Genomic DNA, 18,053 nt, shown 5'->3' with positions numbered 1-18,053 from the left:
TTATGAGCCGATGGTTCATCCTCTACGTTTTCAGGGACTCGCCGTGGCCGCCGTTCTGGCCATGGGATCGGCAATCGCATCCGCCCAGACCGCTGACCCGCCATCCCAGCAGGACAAGATCGAGCAAAGCACCGATCTCGAACAGGCCGCAGAGCGTGAGAATGAGCAAGCTGCCCTCTCTGCCGAGCTGTTCTACGAAATCCTGGTGGGAGAGATGGCCGCTCAGGAAGGTGCTCTGACGGACGCTCAGGCCCTGATGATGGAGGCCGCGCGCAGCAGCAACAACGAAAAGCTCTATCGCCGCGCCACCGAACTTGCCGTCCAGTCCCGCTCGGGCGACCGCGCACTGCGCAATGCCCGCGCCTGGCTGGAGGCCTACCCCGAATCACGCGATGCCAACCGCGCAGTGCTGCGCATTCTGGTGGTGATGAACCGCATTGCAGACTCGGCCAGCTATCTGCGTCGAGAGGTCGAGCTGACCCCTCAGGCCAATCGCAGCGCCACTTTTCTGGCCATCACCCAGCTCTACAACAATGCCTCGGACAAGCCTCTGGCCGCCGATGTGGTCGAGCAAGCGCTGGAAATCGATTTCAAGGACCCTAAGAACGGCCCCATGGCCTGGGCCGCCATAGGCCATATGCGCCTGATCGCCGACCAGAAGCCCGCCGCCCTGCAGGCCCTGCAGAACGGCGCCAAGCTGAGTCCTGAGTCGGGTGCCGTCGCCTTGCTGGCCATGGAGCTGCTGGAGTCAGGCTCCGCCGAAGTGGAGCCGCTGATCAAGCGCTATCTTGAAAAGAATCATTCGCCCCAACTGCGCCTGACCTATGCCCGCGTGCTGCAGGGACAAAAGCGCAATGCCGATGCCAAAAACCAGTTGCAGTTCATCACCCGCGAAGCGCCCGAATTCCCCGAAGCCTGGGTCATGCTCGCCAATTTGCAACTGCAGGATGGCGAGCTGGATGCTGCCGACGTTTCCCTGACACAGTTCAGCTCTCTGCTGCCCAAGCTGCCTGAGGGCGTGGGGCGCGCTGCTGGCGAATCCCAGCTCTATCTGCTCAGGGCCGATCTGGCCGAGAAGCGCCAGCGCTACGACGAAGCCGACATCTATCTGCAGCGCATTCCCGATGCCGCCAACCTGCTCAGCGTGCAGGCCCGGCGCGCCGATCTGCTGGCTCGCCAGGGCAAGGTGAAGGAAGCTCGCGCCCTTATCCAGGCCATTCCGGCAAACGGCCCCAACCAGAAGCGCCTCAAGCAGATTGCCGAGGTACAGCTGCTGCGCGACGCCGGCCTGCACAAGGAAGCCTATGCGCTGCAAGCCCAGCTGCTGAGCCAGGCACCCGATGATGTGGAGCTGGCCTACGACACCGCCTTGCTCGCGGAAAGAGCCGGAAATTTCAGCGAGATGGAGCGCCTGCTGCGCGACATCATCAAGCGCAAACCCGATTTCAAGCATGCGTACAACGCGCTGGGATACTCCTACGCTGATCGCGGTATCAAGCTTGAAGAAGCGCAGACCTTGATCCAGACCGCTCTGGACATGCAGCCCGGCGATCCATTCATCACCGACAGCCTGGCCTGGGTGCATTTCCGCCGCGGCAATCTGGACGAAGCCGAAAAACTGCTGGAGCAGGCCTATGCCACGCGTCAGGATGCGGAAATTGCAGCCCACCTAGGGGAAGTTCTCTGGGCCCAAGGCAAGCAAGAGCGCGCCCAACTCATCTGGCGCCAAGGCATGAAGGCAGACAGCAGCAATGACACTCTGCTGGAAACACTCAAACGCCTCAAAGTGACGCCATGAAGCGCAGCCCGACTGTCTTGAAAATTCTTACAGCCCTAGGGCTGGTCCTGGGATTGGCCATGCTCGGCGGCTGCGCCCAGCCTGCACGGCAGCTGCAGCTCGATGTGACGGCAAGTCACCACTGGTCCGGCCGCATGGCGCTACAGGTCCAGGATGCCCAGCAGCAATCCTTCAGCGCCGGTTTTGAGCTGCAAGGCCAGCCCGAGAGCGGAACACTGCTGGTTTTCAACCCTCTGGGATCCATCATGGCCCGCCTGCAATGGACGCGTGCCGGAGCCACCTTGCAGCAGGGCGATCAGATCACCCAGTCAGACTCCCTGCCTGAACTCATCACCCGCATGACAGGCAGCGAGATTCCCGTCACCGCGCTGTTTGACTGGCTGCAAGGCAAGAACACGACTGTGCCCGGCTGGCAGACCGATCTTTCGCGCATCAACGATGGCCGCCTGCGTGCCGACCGTATAAGCCCACCACCCGAGGCTTCCTTGCGCATCGTTCTCGATCAGGACGCTCGCTGACTGGCCGGCAACCCGGTGCTATCGTTGCACCGTTTTTCTCTTACTGATACATACACGCCATGCACTCGCTCTATGACGTGCCGGCCCCGGCCAAGCTCAACCTTTTTTTGCATATTACCGGCCGCAGGCCTGACGGCTATCACCTGCTGGAATCCGTCTTCATGCTCATCGACTGGCATGATGTGCTGCATTTCGAGCATACGGCCAGCAGCCAGATCAGCCGCGAAGACCTCAATGGCGTTGCCCTGCCTGCCGATGATCTGATCACACGCGCGGCCCGCACCTTGCAGCAAGCCACAGGCTGCACGCAAGGCGTGCGCATAGGGATTGAAAAGCACCTGCCCGCCCAAGCCGGCATGGGGGGCGGCTCATCCGATGCGGCCAGCACTCTGATGGCATTGAACCGCCTCTGGAATCTGAAGCTCTCGCGCCAGGAACTGCAAAGCATAGGCTTGAAGCTAGGCGCCGATGTCCCTTTTTTCCTCTGCGGTCACTCGGCCTGGGTCAGCGGCATCGGCGAAATCATCACCCCGCTGACAGGCTGCAATGCCTTGCCGGAGCAGCAATTCCTGGTGGTCAAGCCCGAACAGGGCCTGGAAACTGGCAAGATTTTTTCCAGCGAGCTCCTGAAACGTGACACAAAGCCTGCTATAGTAGAGGACTTCGCTGCAAATCACTTCGGCTTTGGCCGAAACGACCTGCAGCCGGTCGCCGAAGCTTTGCAGCCTGAGGTGATGAAAGTCAGAAGCTGGCTCGAATCACTCAAATTGCATGCTACAATGACGGGCTCTGGAAGTGCGGTATTTGCACCGATAGCGCAAAGCATTGATCTGAGCTGTGCATCTAGCACCTGGCAGATCAAGGTTTGCAGAAATCTGGAAAAACACCCACTTAACAGCTGGATTCCAGAGAACAAGTTATAAGGCTGTTTGTCTTCGACAAAAGGCCTGTGTAGGGGAGTCGCCAAGTTGGTTAAGGCACCGGATTTTGATTCCGGCATGCGAAGGTTCGAATCCTTCTTCCCCTGCCAAACATCTTCTTGCGTCATAGCAACCCACAGCACTGGGACGCACAATGCATTCACATCACTCAGATTTCATGGTCTTCACAGGCAATGCCAATGCTGGCATGGCCGAAGAGATTGTTAAGCACCTCGGCACCTCTCTTGGTGCTGCTGACGTTGGCCGTTTCTCCGATGGAGAAGTCGCCGTCGAGATCAAGCAGAACGTTCGCGCCCGCGACGTTTTCGTGGTTCAGTCCACCTGCGCTCCGACCAACGACAACCTGATGGAGTTGCTGGTCATGGTCGATGCCCTCAAGCGTGCATCGGCCGAGCGCATCTGCGCCGTGATCCCCTACTTCGGCTATGCCCGCCAGGATCGCCGCCCCCGCTCCAGCCGCGTGCCAATCACCGCCAAGGTAGTGGCCAACATGCTGCAGGCCGTAGGCGTCGAGCGCGTGCTGACCATGGACCTGCACGCCGACCAGATCCAGGGCTTCTTCGACATTCCCGTGGACAACATCTACGCCACCCCCGTGCTGCTGGGTGATCTGCGTCAGAAGAACTACGAAGACCTGATCGTCGTCTCCCCCGACGTTGGCGGCGTGGTGCGTGCTCGCGCCCTGGCCAAGGAACTGGGCTGCGATCTGGCCATCATCGACAAGCGTCGCCCCAAGGCGAACGTGTCCGAAGTCATGCACGTGATCGGCGATATCGACGGCCGCAACTGCGTGATCATGGATGACATGATCGACACCGCCGGCACGCTGGTGAAGGCTGCCGAAGTGCTCAAGCAGCGCGGCGCCAAGAACGTGTACGCCTACTGCTCGCACCCCATCTTCTCGGGCCCGGCCCTGGAACGCATCGGCAACGGCAGCGCTCTGGACGAAGTGGTTGTCACCAACACCATTCCCCTGAGCCCCGCAGCCCAGCAGTGCGGCAAGATTCGCCAGCTGTCCGTGGCCGGCCTGTTTGCCGAGACAATTCACCGCATTTCCACAGGCGATTCGGTGAGCAGTCTGTTTACCGCTTAAAATATCTGGTTTTTCGGCCTCGAGCCCAAGCAAACCTCCTTCGGGAGGTTTGACCGTTTCGAGGCCACCGCAAGAATCCACGGCCTTGCTGCAAGGTGCAGATTCTTTTATCAATCGGGCGAGACTGGTCGCGGTCCGTCCATCTAGGAGTTAGTTATGCAATTCGTCGCTACTGAGCGCGCCAAGCAAGGTACGGGTGCGAGCCGCCGTCTGCGTCTGTCGGGCAAGACCCCCGGTATCGTCTACGGTGCTGGTGAAGCCCAACTGATCGAAATCGATCACAACGCCCTGTGGCACGCTGTGCACAAGGAAGCTTTCCACTCCAGCATCCTGGACATGGAAATCAACGGTCAAGTGACCAAGGTCGTGCTGCGCGACGTGCAGTTCCACCCCTACAAGAAGCTGGTGCAGCACATCGACTTCCAGCGCGTGGACGGCAACACCAAGCTGCACATGAACGTGCCCCTGCACTTCGAAGGCGCTGCTGAATCCCCCGCCGTGAAGGTCGAGAACTGCACCGTGACTCCTCTGATGCACGAGCTGCAAGTGATCTGCGAACCCGCAAACCTGCCCGAGTTCATCAAGGTGGACCTGAGCGCCCTGACTTCCAAGTCCGTGCTGGGCCTGCAGGCTCTGAAGCTGCCCAACGGCGTGAAGGCTGTGGTGCGTGGCGCCAACAAGAACCCTTCGCTGATCTCCATCAAGCTGCCCGAAGTGGCTCCCGCCGAAGGCGCCGCACCTGCTCCCGCAGCTGCTCCCGCCAAGAAGGGCAAGAAGTAATTCTTGCGTCTTCGGTACAGCGCCTGCCGCTGTACTCCAAGAAAAGGCCCACCTCGGTGGGCTTTTTCTTTGGCCCATGCACAACAGCCTCCGCCCGCCCAGCTTTGCTGGCAAGAAGATAATCGAGCAATGATCAAACTGTTTGTCGGCCTCGGCAATCCTGGCCCTGAATATGAAGACACCCGGCACAATGCCGGCTTCTGGTGGATTGATGCGCTGGCGCGCGAACTCAAGGTCAACCTGGTTCCGGAGCGCAGCTACTGGGGACTGATGGCCCGCACCAGCATCCACGGCCAGAGCGTCTGGCTGCTGGAGCCGCAGACCTTCATGAATCTCTCGGGCAAGTCGGTCGGCGCACTGGCGCGCTTCTTCAAGATCCAACCCGAGGAAATCCTGGTCGTGCATGACGAGCTGGACTTCGACCCTGGCGTGGTCAAGCTCAAGCTCGGCGGCAGCCATGGCGGCCACAACGGCTTGCGCGATATCCATGCCCAGCTCGGTTCACCCAATTACTGGCGTCTGCGCGTCGGCATCGGCCACCCCGGCCACAAGGGCGAGGTCGCCAGCTGGGTGCTCAAAAAACCGGCCCCCGAGCAGCTCAAGCTGATCGAAGACGCCATCGCACATTCGCTCAAGGCCTGGCCCGATATGGTGGCCGGCCAGATGGACAAGGCGACTCTCGCCATCCACACCACCAAGGCACCCCGCCCCAAGCCGCCCCGCAAGCCTGCGCCCGAGGCCGCCCAGCCCGCAGCTGGCGAGGCCTGAGCCCGAGGCAGAATGCAAAATAGCTCCTGAATAAGGAGCTATGTGCGCTTGATATACAAGGAATTCAGACTCAAAGAGCCTTAGCTTTCTTTCTTGGCCTGCGTAAGCAGCTCATATTTCTTGAACAGCACTTCACGGCTTTCGATGTACTCGGGGTTCACCGGTATGCAGGCCACGGGGCAGATCTGCACGCACTGGGGCTCGTCAAAATGGCCCACGCACTCGGTGCATTTGTGCGGATCGATTTCGTAGAACTCCTCACCCATGTAGATGGCATCGTTGGGGCACTCGGGCTCGCACACATCGCAGTTGATGCATTCATCGGTAATCATCAATGCCATGTGCCAGCTCCTGTGCAGTTCTCGGTATCGGCCCACATTATCCCAAGCTCCCCAAGACATGGCAGCACCCGGGACAAAGCCACCCCCTCCCGGACGCGGCACAATTGCCGCTATGCTGCGCAGCACGCAAACACCGCGTCTGAGCCCACTTCACGATGAAACAACGCCTCACGCCATGAGCATCTTCTTGCTCAAACGCCTGCTCACGCTGATCGCCACATTGCTCGGCGCCTCCATCGTGGTTTTTGCCGTGCTGGAAGTCCTGCCCGGCGATGCAGCCCAGATGCTCATGGGCCCCGATGCCGAGCCTGAGGTCGTAGCGGCCATGGTTCAGCAACTAGGCCTGGACCAGCCCGCGCCGATGCGCTACTGGCAGTGGGTAGCCGGCCTTCTGCACGGCGACATGGGCGACAGCTACGTCTATGGCTCGCCCGTGGCCGAGCTGGTCTGGGAACGCCTTGCGGTCACCGTGCCGCTGGCCATCATGGCCATGTGCATCACCGCCGTGCTGGCCATTGCTGCGGGAGTGGTTGCGGCCGCCAACCACAAACGCTGGGGTGATGTGGGCCTCATGGGCCTGGCCCAGATCGGCATTGCCATCCCCAACTTCTGGTTTGCGATTCTTCTGATCCTGCTGTTCTCGGTGAAGCTGCAATGGTTCTCGGCCGGCGGCTTTCCGGGCTGGAGTGAAGAGGCCGGCGGCGGCTTCTGGCCAGCGCTGCAGGCACTGCTGCTGCCTGCCGTTGCGCTGGCCGTGGTACAGGCAGCCATCCTGGCCCGCATCACCCGCTCCGCGGTGCTGGAAGTGCTGCGCGAGGACTTTGTGCGCACGGCCCGCGCCAAGGGGCTGTCGCGCGGCGCGGCGCTCTGGCGTCATGTGCTGCGCAACGCCATGATTCCCGTCGTCACCGTCATGGGACTGCAGTTCGCCAACCTGCTGGCAGGCACCATCGTGGTGGAGAACGTGTTCTATCTGCCGGGCCTGGGCCGGCTGATCTTTCAATCCATTTCCAACCGAGATGTGATCGTGGTGCGCAACTGCGTGCTGCTGCTGGCCGCCATGGTGGTGGTGGTGAATTTTGTCGTCGACGTGCTTTATGCCGCCATCGACCCCCGCATCAAGGCCGGCGATCTATGAGCAGGCAGACCGATACCCGCGCCAGTGTGAGCGACTACCCGACACGCGCCTTCACGCGCACACAGCCCCAAGGCTTTGGCCGGCGCGCCCTGCAGCACCGCAGCTTTGTGCTCGGCGCCCTGCTCACAACCTTGCTGGTTGCTGCCGCGCTGCTGTCTTTTGTCTGGACCCCCGGCTCGGCCTATGAAGTGGATATGGACGCCGCCCTGCAGGCCAGCAGCAGCCGGCACTGGCTGGGCACCGATGCCTTCGGGCGCGATATTGCCTCGCAGATTCTGGTCGGCGCACGTGCATCGATTGCCGTGGGCCTGATCGCCGTGGGCATAGGTCTGACGCTGGGCGTGGTGCTGGGCCTGGTCGCCGCTGCACGCCGTGGCTGGGTGGAGGAAATCATCATGCGGCTGGCGGACTTCACCTTTGCCTTTCCGGCCCTGCTCTCGGCCATCATGCTCACAGCCGTGTTTGGAGCCGGCATGGTCAATGCCATCATTGCCATCGGCATCTTCAACATCCCCACCTTTGCGCGCATCACCCGCGCCTCGGCCAATGCCATCTGGGCCCGCGACTATGTGCTGGCCGCCAGAGCCTGCGGCAAAAGCCGCACGGCCATCACTTTGCAGCATGTGCTGCCCAATATTGCGGCCGTGCTCGTCGTGCAGGCTACCATTCAGTTTGCGCTGGCCATTCTGGCCGAGGCCGCCCTATCCTATCTGGGGCTGGGCACGCAGCCGCCCCAGCCGTCCTGGGGGCGCATGCTCAGCGAAGCCCAGACCCTGATGTTCCAGGCGCCGCTGCTGGCCGTCTGGCCCGGCCTGGCAATCGCCTTGTCGGTGCTGGGTCTGAACCTGCTGGGCGACGGTCTGCGCGACCTGCTGGACCCCCGACTGACACGCGAGCGTTGAATCACCATGGCTTTGCTTGAAGTCTCCAACCTCACCATCAATCTGCAGACCCATCGCGGCCGGGCCCAGGCCGTGCGCGATGTAAGCTTTACGCTGGAGCGCGGTGCCACACTGGGCCTGATCGGCGAATCGGGCTGCGGCAAATCGCTGACGGCGTTGGCGCTGATGGGCCTGCTGCCCGAACACGCACAGGTGGACGGCAGCATCCAGCTGGACGGCCAGGAACTGCTGGGCCTCAGCGAGCGACAGCTCTGCGCCCTGCGCGGCAACCGCATGGCCATGGTGTTTCAGGAGCCCATGAGCGCCCTCAACCCCGTGCACAGCATCGGCCGCCAGGTGGCAGAGCCACTGCGGCTTCATCTGGCAATGAGCCGCGCCCAGGCCCGTGCCCGCGCCACCGAACTGCTGGAGAGGGTGGGCATTGCGCAGGCTGCGCAGCGGCTCGATGAATATCCACACCAGTTCTCCGGCGGCCAGCGCCAGCGCATCATGATTGCCATGGCCCTGGCCTGCGGTCCCGATCTGCTGGTGGCCGACGAGCCCACCACGGCCCTGGATGTGACGGTTCAACAGCGCATTCTGGATCTGCTGCAGGAACTGGTGGCCGAGCATTCCATGGCGCTGGTTCTCATCAGCCATGATCTGGGCGTGATTGCCCAGAACGCCGAGCAGTTGCTGGTCATGTATGGCGGCACCGTGGTCGAATCCGGCATGACGGAAGCGGTGTTCGCCAGGCGCGCCCACCCTTATACGCGCGGCCTGTTCGCGGCCCGGCCGCAGCTCCAGGCCGGGCCAGCTGCGGGGCATCTGCCCACCATCGCAGGCGCCGTGCCGGAGCTCGTGGACCTGCCCGCAGGCTGCCCGTTTGCGGGCCGCTGCGCCCATACACAGGACGACTGCTATGTAGAGCGTCCCCAGCCTCGCACGCTGCAGCAGCCCAGCATGGCGGCACCGGCCTCTCTCGCTTCCTGGCGCCAGCCCCATGTGGCACGCTGCCTCTATGAACAGGTGCTGACGGCAGGAGCAAGGACATGAACGAGCCAGCCGAAACCTCTGAAGCTGGAAACAGCAGCGCAGTCTTGCTGAGGGTTAGCGGACTGAAACGCGCATATTCACGCCCCCGTACATCGCTGTGGCGCAAGCCCGAGCCGCTGCAGGCCCTGCGGGGCGTGAGCTTCGAGCTGCAGGGTGGACAAAGCCTGGGCGTGGTCGGCGAATCGGGCTCCGGCAAGTCCACGCTGGCACGTCTGGTCATGGCTCTGGACCGCCCCAGCGAAGGCAGGGTGGAACTGCTGGGCCGCAATCTGCACCGGCTGTCCGAACAGGAACTGCGCGCCGCGCGGCGCGACTTCCAGATGGTGTTTCAGGACCCCTATGGATCGCTGGACCCGCGCATGACAGTGGAAGCCATCGTCAGCGAGCCTTTGGGAACGACTCATGAGAAGCTCAGTCGCCCTGCCAGGCGCCAGCAGGTGCTGAGCGTGCTTGACCAGGTCGGTCTGCGCGCGCAGGACGCCGACAAATATCCGCACGAGTTCTCAGGCGGCCAACGCCAGCGCATTGCCATTGCCCGCGCTCTGATTACCCGCCCCCGCCTGATCGTGGCCGACGAGCCGGTCAGTGCGCTCGATGTCTCGGTGCAGGCCCAGGTGCTCAATCTCATGCAGGACTTGCAACGCGAGCTGGGCCTGTCCTATCTGTTCATCAGCCATGACCTGGCCGTGGTCCAGCATGTCTGCGATCAGGTCATCGTTCTCCATCGGGGTGAAGTGGTGGAGCGCGGCACGCCGTGCAAGCTGTTCTCCACCCCCGGGCACCCCTATACCCAGGCCTTGGTCAAGGCCGCACCGCGAGTCATCTGAACCGGACCGGCAAACAGTTGTTCACACTCGCAGCAGCGATATGCCGGCGACCACAGCAAAGACTGCTCCGACTGGTGTAAAAACGCATATGAAACAAGTCCGCTCCCCGCGATGACTTGCAGCGCTTTTGATGGCCCCATGCGGCCAGCCCCCCCATCGGAGACTTTGTTGATGCTCAATCGCCGCTCCTTGCTGGCCAGCTCGGCTGCCAGCTTGCCCTTGTTCGCTGCCTGGCCTGCCATGGCCCAGGCCAAGAAAGACAGCGTCACGCTGGCCATGACGCTGGAGCCGCCAGGACTGGACCCCACGGCCGGGGCTGCTTCCTCGATTGCCGAAGTCGTGCTCTACAACGTGTTTGAGACGCTGACCAAGATCAACCCCGATGGCAGCGTCTCGCCTCTGCTGGCCGAAAGCTGGGAAGTCTCCTCCGACCTCAAGACCTATACCTTCCGTCTGCGCAAGGATGTGAAGTTCCAGAACGGCGAGCCCTTCAACGCTGCTGCCGTCAAGTTCTCGTTCGAGCGCGCGGCAGCCGACAAAAGCACCAACAAGGACAAGCGCACCTTTGCCAATCTGAGCACCAAGGTCGCCGACGAGCATACGGTGGTACTGACCAACCAGGAGATAGACCCCGACTTTCTGTTCATGATGGGCCAGGCCACCTCCATCATCGTCGAGCCCAAGAGCGCCACCACCAACGCCAGCAAGCCCGTGGGCACCGGCCCCTACAAGCTGGCGGCCTGGGCCAAGGGTGCATCGGTCACTCTGACCGCCTGGCCCGGCTATCGCTCGGCACAGAGCATTCGCATCAAGCGCGCCGTGTTCCGCTTCATCCCCGACCCCGCGGCACAGGTTGCCGCCCTGCTGGCCGGCGATGTCGATGCCTTCCCGCGCGTCTCGCCGCGCAGCGTGCCCCAGTTCAAGACCAATGCCCGCTTTCAGGTGGTGGTGAGCAACTCGCGCGCCAAGACCATTCTGGCCATCAACAATGCACGCAAGCCCTTGAACGACATCCGCGTGCGCCGCGCCATTGCCGCCGCCATCGATCGCAAGGCCGTGATTGCCGGAGCCGCCGATGGCTATGGCGTGCCCATCGGCAGCTACTATGTGCCCACGGCCTTTGGCTATGTGGACACCACAGGTGTCAACCCCTTTGACCTGGAAAAAGCCAAGGCCTTGATGGCTGAAGCTGGCGTCAAGACCCCGCTGACACTGACCATGACGCTGCCGCCCGCGCCCTACGCACGCCAAGGCGGTGAACTGATTGCAGCCCAGCTGGCCAAGATCGGCATCCAGCTCAAGCTGCAGAACGTGGAGTGGGCGCAATGGCTGTCGGGCACCTACACCAACAAGAACTACGACCTGACCATCATTTCGCATGTCGAGCCGTTTGATCTGGGCAACTTTGCCAAGCCCGATTACTACTGGGGCTACCAGTCCCAGGAATTCAACGAACTTTTCGACAAGATCAAGCACACACCGCGCCCCGCCGACCGCGCACGCCTGCTTGGCGATGCCCAGCGCCTGCTGGCGCATGATTCGGTGCACGGCTTTCTCTACACCCCGCAGTGGGTGACCGTGGCGAACAAGAAGCTGCGCGGGCTGTGGAAGGACATGCCGGTGTTTGTCAATGACTTGTCTGCGCTATCCTGGGGATAAGGACGACAAGCTCCCCCTGAGGCAGCACGCGCCTTCCCCCTGGCTGGACACCCCTCTCTCTATGTGCTTCGCACACTATGGGAGAGGGACGGAGGGGACGACGGCCTCGCTGCGGGGCGGTGTGGCCGGCACAGACCCTTCCTCGCTGTCTCTGGCTTCTGGCATGCACCAGTGTTAAGAGTGTTTGCCTCTAGCGTTGCACCATCACAAGACGAAGTGCGAGCGCACCGAAAACGGTGGCTGCGATGCGGTTAAGCCAGCGCTGGGCGCGGGCGGAGCGCTGCAGGATCTGGCCAAAGAGCCCCGAGAAACAGGCGATAGAACCAAAGACCAGCCAAGCTGCTGCCATGAAGACGCTGCCCAGCACCATGATCTGCACTGGCACGCTGCCGCGAGCGGGGTCGGTGAACTGGGGCAAAAAGGCCAGAAAGAAAATCAGCACCTTGGGGTTGGTCAGGTTCATGACCACGCCTCTGCCCACCCAGCTCATGGCGGAGCGCAGAGTCAGCACATCGCGTTGCTCCTGTACCCTGGCACTTTCTTCCACGCTGACGGGTGCATGCCATGCGCCCCAGGCCAGATAGGCCAGATAGGCGGCGCCGCAGAGCTTGAGCGCCGTGAACAGCATGGGCGATGTCGACACCACGGCCGCCAGTCCCAGTGCCACGGCGGCCGTATGTCCGACAATGCCCAGACACAGGCCCAACACTACGCACAGCCCCACGCGCCAGCCGCGCTGGGCCGATTGCACCAGCACAAACAGGTTGTCGGGGCCGGGGCTCAGGCCCAGCAGCAGGGCCACGCCAAAGAATGTGATCAGGACTTCCCAGGTCGGCATTTTCAGCTCTCTTCAAAAACAATAGCTACTTGCGATTCATCGACAAAGGCTACAGGCCTTTTTGACAAACGACTCACTTCAACCCAGCCCCAGTGCCGTCACGCCCAGGGCAATCATGACGGCCCCGGCAATGCGCAGAGCCCGGTCGCCCTCGCCCAGCAGCCTGCCGCCTATCAGGGCCGCGAACAGCATGGACACCTCGCGTGCGGGAGCGACGTGAGAGATGGGCGCGCTTTGCACCGCATACAGCACCAGCACATAGGCGATGGGGCTGAAGAAGGCCACCACGGCCGCATAGCGCCATTGCAGACGCCACAGGCGCTTGGTCTCGGGCCAGTCCCGGGCGGCCAGCGGCGCCAGAATCACCAGCCGGATCAGATTGCCCATATAGTCCACCAGAATCGGCGACATCAGCAGCATCTTGACGGCATAGCTGTCCACCACCGTGTAGCTGGCAATGAACAACCCCGTCAGCAGGCCGTAGTAGAGACCGGACAGCACGCGCTGGCGCGCCTCCAGATCCTGCCCCTCACGAATGGCCACGATCATGCGCGGGCCACCCGCGATCAGAAACACGCCCAGCACCACGCCCGCAATGCCGGCAGCCCCCAGCGTCGAGATCTGTTCGCCGAGAAAGATCACGGCCACCAGCGAGGAGATCAGCGGCCCGCTGCCGCGCGCCAGCGGATAGACCACCGTCAGATCGGCCACGCGATAGCCGCGCAGCAGCACCACGAAATAAGCCACATGCAGCACGGCGCTGGCGGTGACGAACGCCCACTCCATCCAGCCCCAGTCCGGCACCACGTCCTTGCCCAGCCACCAGCCCAGCGGCAGCCAGATGACGGCATTGCAGATGGCGGTGTAGAGCGAAAAGCGGGCGTCTCCGCCGGCCTTCTTGGCCACGATGTTCCAGCCCGAATGAATCAGGCCGGCCAGAATGATGAGAGTGAACGCTTGCAGGGACATGGGAGCCGGAAATGCAAAAGGCCGCGCGATGCGCAGCCTTTTGAAAAGAAAAATTCAGTCGCTCATCTGGCCGAACATGGCCAGTGCGTGATGTGACTGGCGCAGCACAGGTGAGGGACGCCAAGCAAGGGCCGCCCCGCAGCAAAGGCGTCGTCCCCCCCTGGGGGAAGGCGCGAAGCGCCACAGGGGGAGCATTTACTTTCGGGCTGCTATGAGCGAAAGGAATTCGCGGCGCAGTTCGGAGTTGGTGAGGAACGCTCCGCGCATGACGGAGTTCAGCATCTTGGAATCCATCTCGCGCACGCCGCGCCAGGACATGCAGAAATGCGAGGCTTCCATGACCACGGCCAGTCCGTCGGGTCGGGTCTTGTCCATGATCAGATCGGCCAGCTGGATGATGGCCTCTTCCTGGATCTGCGGGCGCCCCATGATCCAGTCCACCAGACGCGCATACTTGGACAGACCGATCACATTGGTGTTCTTGTTGGGCAGCACGCCGATCCAGATCTTGCCGATCACGGGGCACAGGTGGTGGCTGCAGGCACTGCGCACGGTGATCGGGCCGACGATCATCAGCTCGTTCAGGTGCTCGGCGTTGGGAAATTCGGTGATGGCCGGCTGATGCACATAACGGCCGCGGAACACCTCGTTCACATACATCTTGGCCACACGGCGGGCCGTGGCGCGCGTGTTGTGGTCATGCACGGTGTCGATGACCATGGAGTCGAGCACGCCCTGCATCTTCTCCTGCACCTCGTCCAGCAGCTTCTCCAGCTCGCCGGGCTCAATGAATTCGGCAATGTTGTCGTTGGCGTGGAAACGTTTGTTAGCTGCCTGCAACCGCTCGCGGATCTTGACCGAAACGGGTGTTCCTTCGGCTGAGTTGTCTTTTTTCATGTCGGCGAGATCTCTGAACATCCAAGAATGGTACCAGTGAATCAACTTCCCGAAGCCACAAAGGATTTGCCATCCAGATGCATGTTTACAAGGCCTTGGAAGCTATGGTTTCAGGAGCAATCTCAAAATAGGCATGCACCCGGCCAGAGAAGCGGGCAAGCGCTGCCGCCCGACGAGAGAGGGGAAGGTGCGGGGCCGCTCAGAGCTGCTACAGCTTGAACTCTGCAATCAGCGGCAGGTGATCCGACATGCGCCACCAGATGCGCCCCTTGGGCACCTGCAGCCCCAGCGGGGTCAGGCCGCGCACATAGATATGGTCGAGCTGCGCAATCGGCAGCCGCGAGGGATAGGTCAGAATGCCCTGCGTTTCCTCGTACTCGAACAGGCCGAAGCCCGCCAGCATGCGCTTGATCTGGTTGCCCCAGTCGTTGAAGTCGCCCGCCACCACCAGCGGCGCATTGGGTGGTACCTCGCGCTCGATGAAACGCTGCAGCAGTGCAATCTGGCGAATGCGGCTGCCCGGAATCAGGCCCAGGTGCACGACGATGGAGTGCACGCGCTTGCCGTGGATGTCCAGCTCCACATGCAGCAGGCCGCGCTGCTCGAAGCGATGGTCAGAGATGTCCTCGTGCTGGTAGCCGATCACCGGCCAGCGGCTGAGCAGCGCATTGCCGTGCTCGCCGTCCCGGGTGTAGGCATTGGTCAGATAGACGGATTCGTAGCCTTCGGGAGCCAGATACTCGGCCTGCGGCACATTGGGCCAGCGGTCGAAATACTGCTCCTCCTTGCGGTTCATCTTGCGAACCTCCTGAAGGCAGACGATGTCCGCATCGAGCTGCTCCACCGCGAGTCCCAGATTGTGAATCTCCAGCCTCCTGGCAGGGCCCAGGCCCTGCACACCCTTGTGAATGTTGTAGGTGGCCACGCGCAGGATCTGCGGCTCTGGCGGCGTAAACAACTGAACGTCAGACATAGGCACTGTTGGTTTCAAGGCTGTTGCCTGCAGCGGCGCTCGACCAGCGCCGGCTCGAAGCGCGGCAACAGCAAAATAGCTTCTGCGTTGGAAGAAGAAAAGCAGCGCTGGGCTGCCTCACGCCAATCATGCCAATCATGTGCGGTGTGCTCCCTGGGATTCAAGTGCACGGTCATGTGAGGTGGCACACGAAGGCCGAAGACACGCTCCTGGTTATGGCTGACCCCCGGCGCGTAGCGATGCAGCCACTGTGGATAGATGGCGTATACGTTCTCGAGTTCCCAGTCGGTCAGGCAACAGTCCGGCGCCAGCGCGTCGATGCCGGTTTCCTCGAGCACCTCGCGCACTGCGGTCTCATGCCAGTCCTCGTCCAGGCTGTCCTTGCTGCCCGTGACGGATTGCCAGAAAGGCTCGCCCTCGGGCGCCGCAATGCTGCGGCGCAGCAGCAACACCTGCCCGTCTTCACGGTAGATCACGACCAGCACGGACTGCGGAATCTTGTAGGGCCTGACTTCCATCGCAGCATATTAGCGCGGCCAGGATGACAGCAGGCGGAGTCGCCCTGCTGCTTGATAGGCATCAATACTCATAGCTGCAACCGCTTTCCCTTTATCGAATTCAGCACAAAAATCATCTGAATTTCAAACTCGACAAGCGCAAGCAGCTAGCGATTTCAAAGCAACAAAAAAGCGCCAGCCGCTTTCGCGAACTGGCGCCCGGGGGTGAACAGCGACCGGCGCTGTTCACGGGGAGCTTGGCAATCAAGCCTCGGTGGTGACCACCATGGGGTTGCGCAGCTTGATGTGCAGCTCGCGCAGCTGCTTCTCGTCCACGGGCGAGGGAGCCTGGGTCAGCAGATCCTGGGCGCGCTGTGTCTTGGGGAAGGCAATCACGTCGCGGATGGAGTCGGAGCCGGTCATCAGCGTGATCAGACGATCCAGGCCGAAGGCCAGGCCACCGTGGGGAGGCGCACCGTACTGCAGCGCATCCAGCAGGTAGCCGAACTTGGCGCGTTGCTGCTCGGGCGTGATGTTCAGGGCTTCGAACACCTTGGCCTGCACGTCGGCGCGGTGGATACGCACCGAGCCGCCGCCCAGTTCCCAGCCGTTCAGAACCATGTCGTAGGCCTTGGCGATGCACTTGCCGGGATCGGTGTCCATCAGGTCTTCGTGACCGTCCTTGGGCGAAGTGAAGGGGTGGTGCACGGCCACCCAGCGACCGGATTCCTCGTCATGCTCGAACATGGGGAAGTCCACCACCCACAGAGGCGCCCACTTGTCTTCGAACAGGCCGCTCTTCTTGCCGAATTCGCTGTGACCGACCTTCAGGCGCAGAGCGCCGATGGAGTCGTTGACGATCTTTTCCTTGTCGGCGCCAAAGAAGAGCAGGTCGCCATCCTGTGCGCCGGTGCGCTTGAGGATTTCGGCAATCGCTGCATCATGCAGGTTCTTGACGATGGGCGACTGCAGGCCTTCACGGCCCTTGGCCACTTCGTTGACCTTGATCCAGGCCAGGCCCTTGGCACCGTAGATCTTGACGAACTCGGTGTAGCCGTCGATCTCGCCACGCGAGATGGCAGCGCCGCCGGGCACGCGCAGGGCCACGACACGACCACCCTTGGTGGTGGCGGGGGTGGAGAAGACCTTGAAGTCCACGTCGCCCATGATGTCGGTCAGCTCGGTGAACTCCAGCTTGACGCGCAGGTCGGGCTTGTCCGAACCGAAGCGGAAGGCCGCATCCTGGTAGCTCATGATGGGGAACTCGCCCAGATCCACGTTCAGCTGGGTCTGGAACACTTCCTTGATCATGCGCTGGAAGATGGCGCGGATTTCCTCTTCGTTCAGGAAGGAGGTTTCGCAGTCGATCTGCGTGAATTCGGGCTGGCGGTCAGCGCGCAGGTCTTCGTCGCGGAAGCACTTGGTGATCTGGTAGTAGCGGTCGAAACCCGAGACCATCAGCATCTGCTTGTACAGCTGGGGCGACTGGGGCAGCGCGAAGAATTCGCCGTCATGCACGCGCGAAGGCACCAGATAGTCGCGGGCGCCTTCGGGCGTGGACTTGCCCAGCATGGGAGTCTCGATGTCGATGAAGCCTTCCTTGTCGAGGAAGTTGCGCACCTGGATGGCGGTCTTGTAGCGCAGCATCATATTGCGCTGCATCACGGGACGGCGCAGATCCATCACGCGATTCGTGAGGCGCACGGTTTCCGACAGATTGTCGTCATCCAGCTGGAAAGGAGGCGTGACGGAAGCGTTGAGCACGTTGAGCTCATGGCACAGCACTTCGATCTGGCCGCTCTTGAGCTTGTCGTTGGTGGTTCCGGCGGGACGCGCACGCACCACACCCTTGACCTGCACGCAGAACTCGTTGCGCACATCTTCGGCCACCTTGAACATCTCGGCGCGGTCGGGGTCGCAGACCACCTGCACATAGCCTTCACGGTCGCGCAGGTCGATGAAGATCACGCCACCATGGTCACGGCGGCGGTTCACCCAGCCGCACAGGGTCACGGTTTCGCCCATTTGGGCTTCGGTCACCAGACCGCAGTATTGAGAACGCATTGCCATGAAAATTCT

18 protein-coding genes and 1 tRNA gene are annotated in these 18,053 nt (G+C 62.0%); 12 read left to right on the top strand and 7 right to left on the bottom strand.

The features are described 5' to 3' along the window. Positions 1 to 10 precede the first annotated feature (10 nt). The 7 genes from F0P97_RS04500 (at position 11) to pth (ending at position 5,898) form a co-directional block, all read left to right on the top strand. The gene (locus F0P97_RS04500; protein ID WP_182285783.1) at positions 11 to 1,798 is read left to right on the top strand and encodes a tetratricopeptide repeat protein; all 1,788 of its coding nucleotides are present in this window, start codon (positions 11 to 13) and stop codon (positions 1,796 to 1,798) included. Beyond that, positions 1,795 to 2,316: an outer membrane lipoprotein LolB gene (locus F0P97_RS04495; RefSeq protein WP_182285782.1), complete on the top strand. Its 522-nt coding sequence runs from the start codon at positions 1,795 to 1,797 to the stop codon at positions 2,314 to 2,316. Before F0P97_RS04500 ends, F0P97_RS04495 begins: the two co-directional genes overlap by 4 nt. Before the next feature lie 59 nt (positions 2,317 to 2,375). After that, complete coding sequence (gene ispE, locus F0P97_RS04490) at positions 2,376 to 3,239, top strand: 4-(cytidine 5'-diphospho)-2-C-methyl-D-erythritol kinase (RefSeq protein ID WP_182285781.1); 864 nt, start codon at positions 2,376 to 2,378, stop codon at positions 3,237 to 3,239. Between the two features lie 30 nt (positions 3,240 to 3,269). After that, positions 3,270 to 3,346, top strand: a tRNA-Gln gene (locus tag F0P97_RS04485). Between the two features lie 44 nt (positions 3,347 to 3,390). Further along, positions 3,391 to 4,350 carry a ribose-phosphate pyrophosphokinase gene (locus F0P97_RS04480; protein WP_003066035.1) on the top strand — a complete coding sequence of 320 codons (960 nt, stop codon included), beginning with the start codon at positions 3,391 to 3,393 and terminating at the stop codon, positions 4,348 to 4,350. A gap of 156 nt (positions 4,351 to 4,506) precedes the next feature. Beyond that, positions 4,507 to 5,130, top strand: a complete 624-nt coding sequence (locus F0P97_RS04475) for a 50S ribosomal protein L25/general stress protein Ctc (protein ID WP_003066033.1) — start codon at positions 4,507 to 4,509, stop codon at positions 5,128 to 5,130. A gap of 129 nt (positions 5,131 to 5,259) precedes the next feature. Then, a complete protein-coding gene (gene pth, locus F0P97_RS04470; RefSeq protein WP_182285780.1) occupies positions 5,260 to 5,898 on the top strand; it encodes an aminoacyl-tRNA hydrolase in 639 nt (212 codons plus the stop codon). Positions 5,899 to 5,978: 80 nt separating this feature from the next. Here pth and F0P97_RS04465 read toward each other — a convergent pair whose 3' ends face one another. Beyond that, the gene (locus F0P97_RS04465) at positions 5,979 to 6,239 is read right to left on the bottom strand and encodes a YfhL family 4Fe-4S dicluster ferredoxin (RefSeq protein ID WP_003066028.1); all 261 of its coding nucleotides are present in this window, start codon (positions 6,237 to 6,239) and stop codon (positions 5,979 to 5,981) included. A gap of 175 nt (positions 6,240 to 6,414) precedes the next feature. On the opposite strand from F0P97_RS04465, the gene F0P97_RS04460 reads away from it, so the two are divergent. The 5 genes from F0P97_RS04460 to F0P97_RS04440 all read left to right on the top strand — a co-directional run bounded on the left by F0P97_RS04460 (position 6,415) and on the right by F0P97_RS04440 (position 11,800). Next, entirely contained in the window at positions 6,415 to 7,377 is a 963-nt protein-coding gene (locus F0P97_RS04460; protein WP_182285779.1) for an ABC transporter permease, read from the top strand. Next, on the top strand, positions 7,374 to 8,279 hold the full coding sequence (locus tag F0P97_RS04455) for an ABC transporter permease (protein WP_182285778.1): 906 nt from the start codon (positions 7,374 to 7,376) through the stop codon (positions 8,277 to 8,279). The genes F0P97_RS04460 and F0P97_RS04455 overlap by 4 nt, the downstream gene beginning before the upstream one ends. Before the next feature lie 6 nt (positions 8,280 to 8,285). Further along, a complete protein-coding gene (locus tag F0P97_RS04450) occupies positions 8,286 to 9,314 on the top strand; it encodes an ABC transporter ATP-binding protein (protein WP_182285777.1) in 1,029 nt (342 codons plus the stop codon). Next, on the top strand, positions 9,311 to 10,141 hold the full coding sequence (locus F0P97_RS04445; protein WP_182285776.1) for an ATP-binding cassette domain-containing protein: 831 nt from the start codon (positions 9,311 to 9,313) through the stop codon (positions 10,139 to 10,141). The genes F0P97_RS04450 and F0P97_RS04445 overlap by 4 nt, the downstream gene beginning before the upstream one ends. Positions 10,142 to 10,312: 171 nt before the next feature. Then, complete coding sequence (locus F0P97_RS04440; protein WP_182285775.1) at positions 10,313 to 11,800, top strand: ABC transporter substrate-binding protein; 1,488 nt, start codon at positions 10,313 to 10,315, stop codon at positions 11,798 to 11,800. 190 nt (positions 11,801 to 11,990) lie between these two features. Here F0P97_RS04440 and F0P97_RS04435 read toward each other — a convergent pair whose 3' ends face one another. From F0P97_RS04435 to aspS, 6 genes are all read right to left on the bottom strand, one after another. Next, entirely contained in the window at positions 11,991 to 12,638 is a 648-nt protein-coding gene (locus F0P97_RS04435; protein ID WP_182285774.1) for a LysE family translocator, read from the bottom strand. 78 nt (positions 12,639 to 12,716) lie between these two features. After that, positions 12,717 to 13,607, bottom strand: a complete 891-nt coding sequence (locus tag F0P97_RS04430) for a DMT family transporter (protein ID WP_182285773.1) — start codon at positions 13,605 to 13,607, stop codon at positions 12,717 to 12,719. Between the two features lie 195 nt (positions 13,608 to 13,802). Beyond that, complete coding sequence (gene folE / locus F0P97_RS04425) at positions 13,803 to 14,525, bottom strand: GTP cyclohydrolase I (RefSeq protein ID WP_087084970.1); 723 nt, start codon at positions 14,523 to 14,525, stop codon at positions 13,803 to 13,805. Between the two features lie 187 nt (positions 14,526 to 14,712). Beyond that, positions 14,713 to 15,477, bottom strand: coding sequence for an endonuclease/exonuclease/phosphatase family protein (locus F0P97_RS04420; protein WP_182285772.1), 765 nt, complete (start codon positions 15,475 to 15,477; stop codon positions 14,713 to 14,715). Positions 15,478 to 15,491: 14 nt separating this feature from the next. After that, complete coding sequence (nudB, locus tag F0P97_RS04415; RefSeq protein ID WP_182285771.1) at positions 15,492 to 15,995, bottom strand: dihydroneopterin triphosphate diphosphatase; 504 nt, start codon at positions 15,993 to 15,995, stop codon at positions 15,492 to 15,494. Between the two features lie 243 nt (positions 15,996 to 16,238). Then, complete coding sequence (gene aspS / locus F0P97_RS04410; protein WP_182285770.1) at positions 16,239 to 18,044, bottom strand: aspartate--tRNA ligase; 1,806 nt, start codon at positions 18,042 to 18,044, stop codon at positions 16,239 to 16,241. Between the last annotated feature and the right edge of the window lie 9 nt (positions 18,045 to 18,053).

Source organism: Comamonas testosteroni, from assembly GCF_014076415.1.
In the GTDB taxonomy this organism is placed as follows: domain Bacteria; phylum Pseudomonadota; class Gammaproteobacteria; order Burkholderiales; family Burkholderiaceae_C; genus Comamonas; species Comamonas testosteroni_F.
The sequence above is the reverse complement of the archived record's forward strand: the minus strand, read 5'-3'. Positions and strand labels throughout refer to the sequence as shown.

Excerpts from the sequence above, each read along its gene's own strand:
- F0P97_RS04500 (WP_182285783.1), top strand. The coding sequence starts at position 11 with ATGGTTCATCCTCTACGTTTTCAGGGACTCGCCGTGGCCGCCGTTCTG.
- pth (WP_182285780.1), top strand. The coding sequence starts at position 5,260 with ATGATCAAACTGTTTGTCGGCCTCGGCAATCCTGGCCCTGAATATGAA.
- F0P97_RS04440 (WP_182285775.1), top strand. The coding sequence starts at position 10,313 with ATGCTCAATCGCCGCTCCTTGCTGGCCAGCTCGGCTGCCAGCTTGCCC.
- F0P97_RS04450 (WP_182285777.1), top strand. The coding sequence starts at position 8,286 with ATGGCTTTGCTTGAAGTCTCCAACCTCACCATCAATCTGCAGACCCAT.
- F0P97_RS04455 (WP_182285778.1), top strand. The coding sequence starts at position 7,374 with ATGAGCAGGCAGACCGATACCCGCGCCAGTGTGAGCGACTACCCGACA.
- F0P97_RS04495 (WP_182285782.1), top strand. The coding sequence starts at position 1,795 with ATGAAGCGCAGCCCGACTGTCTTGAAAATTCTTACAGCCCTAGGGCTG.
- F0P97_RS04480 (WP_003066035.1), top strand. The coding sequence starts at position 3,391 with ATGCATTCACATCACTCAGATTTCATGGTCTTCACAGGCAATGCCAAT.
- F0P97_RS04420 (WP_182285772.1), bottom strand. The coding sequence starts at position 15,477 with ATGTCTGACGTTCAGTTGTTTACGCCGCCAGAGCCGCAGATCCTGCGC.
- F0P97_RS04430 (WP_182285773.1), bottom strand. The coding sequence starts at position 13,607 with ATGTCCCTGCAAGCGTTCACTCTCATCATTCTGGCCGGCCTGATTCAT.
- F0P97_RS04460 (WP_182285779.1), top strand. The coding sequence starts at position 6,415 with ATGAGCATCTTCTTGCTCAAACGCCTGCTCACGCTGATCGCCACATTG.
- folE (WP_087084970.1), bottom strand. The coding sequence starts at position 14,525 with ATGTTCAGAGATCTCGCCGACATGAAAAAAGACAACTCAGCCGAAGGA.
- ispE (WP_182285781.1), top strand. The coding sequence starts at position 2,376 with ATGCACTCGCTCTATGACGTGCCGGCCCCGGCCAAGCTCAACCTTTTT.
- F0P97_RS04445 (WP_182285776.1), top strand. The coding sequence starts at position 9,311 with ATGAACGAGCCAGCCGAAACCTCTGAAGCTGGAAACAGCAGCGCAGTC.
- F0P97_RS04465 (WP_003066028.1), bottom strand. The coding sequence starts at position 6,239 with ATGGCATTGATGATTACCGATGAATGCATCAACTGCGATGTGTGCGAG.
- aspS (WP_182285770.1), bottom strand. The coding sequence starts at position 18,044 with ATGGCAATGCGTTCTCAATACTGCGGTCTGGTGACCGAAGCCCAAATG.
- F0P97_RS04435 (WP_182285774.1), bottom strand. The coding sequence starts at position 12,638 with ATGCCGACCTGGGAAGTCCTGATCACATTCTTTGGCGTGGCCCTGCTG.
- F0P97_RS04475 (WP_003066033.1), top strand. The coding sequence starts at position 4,507 with ATGCAATTCGTCGCTACTGAGCGCGCCAAGCAAGGTACGGGTGCGAGC.
- nudB (WP_182285771.1), bottom strand. The coding sequence starts at position 15,995 with ATGGAAGTCAGGCCCTACAAGATTCCGCAGTCCGTGCTGGTCGTGATC.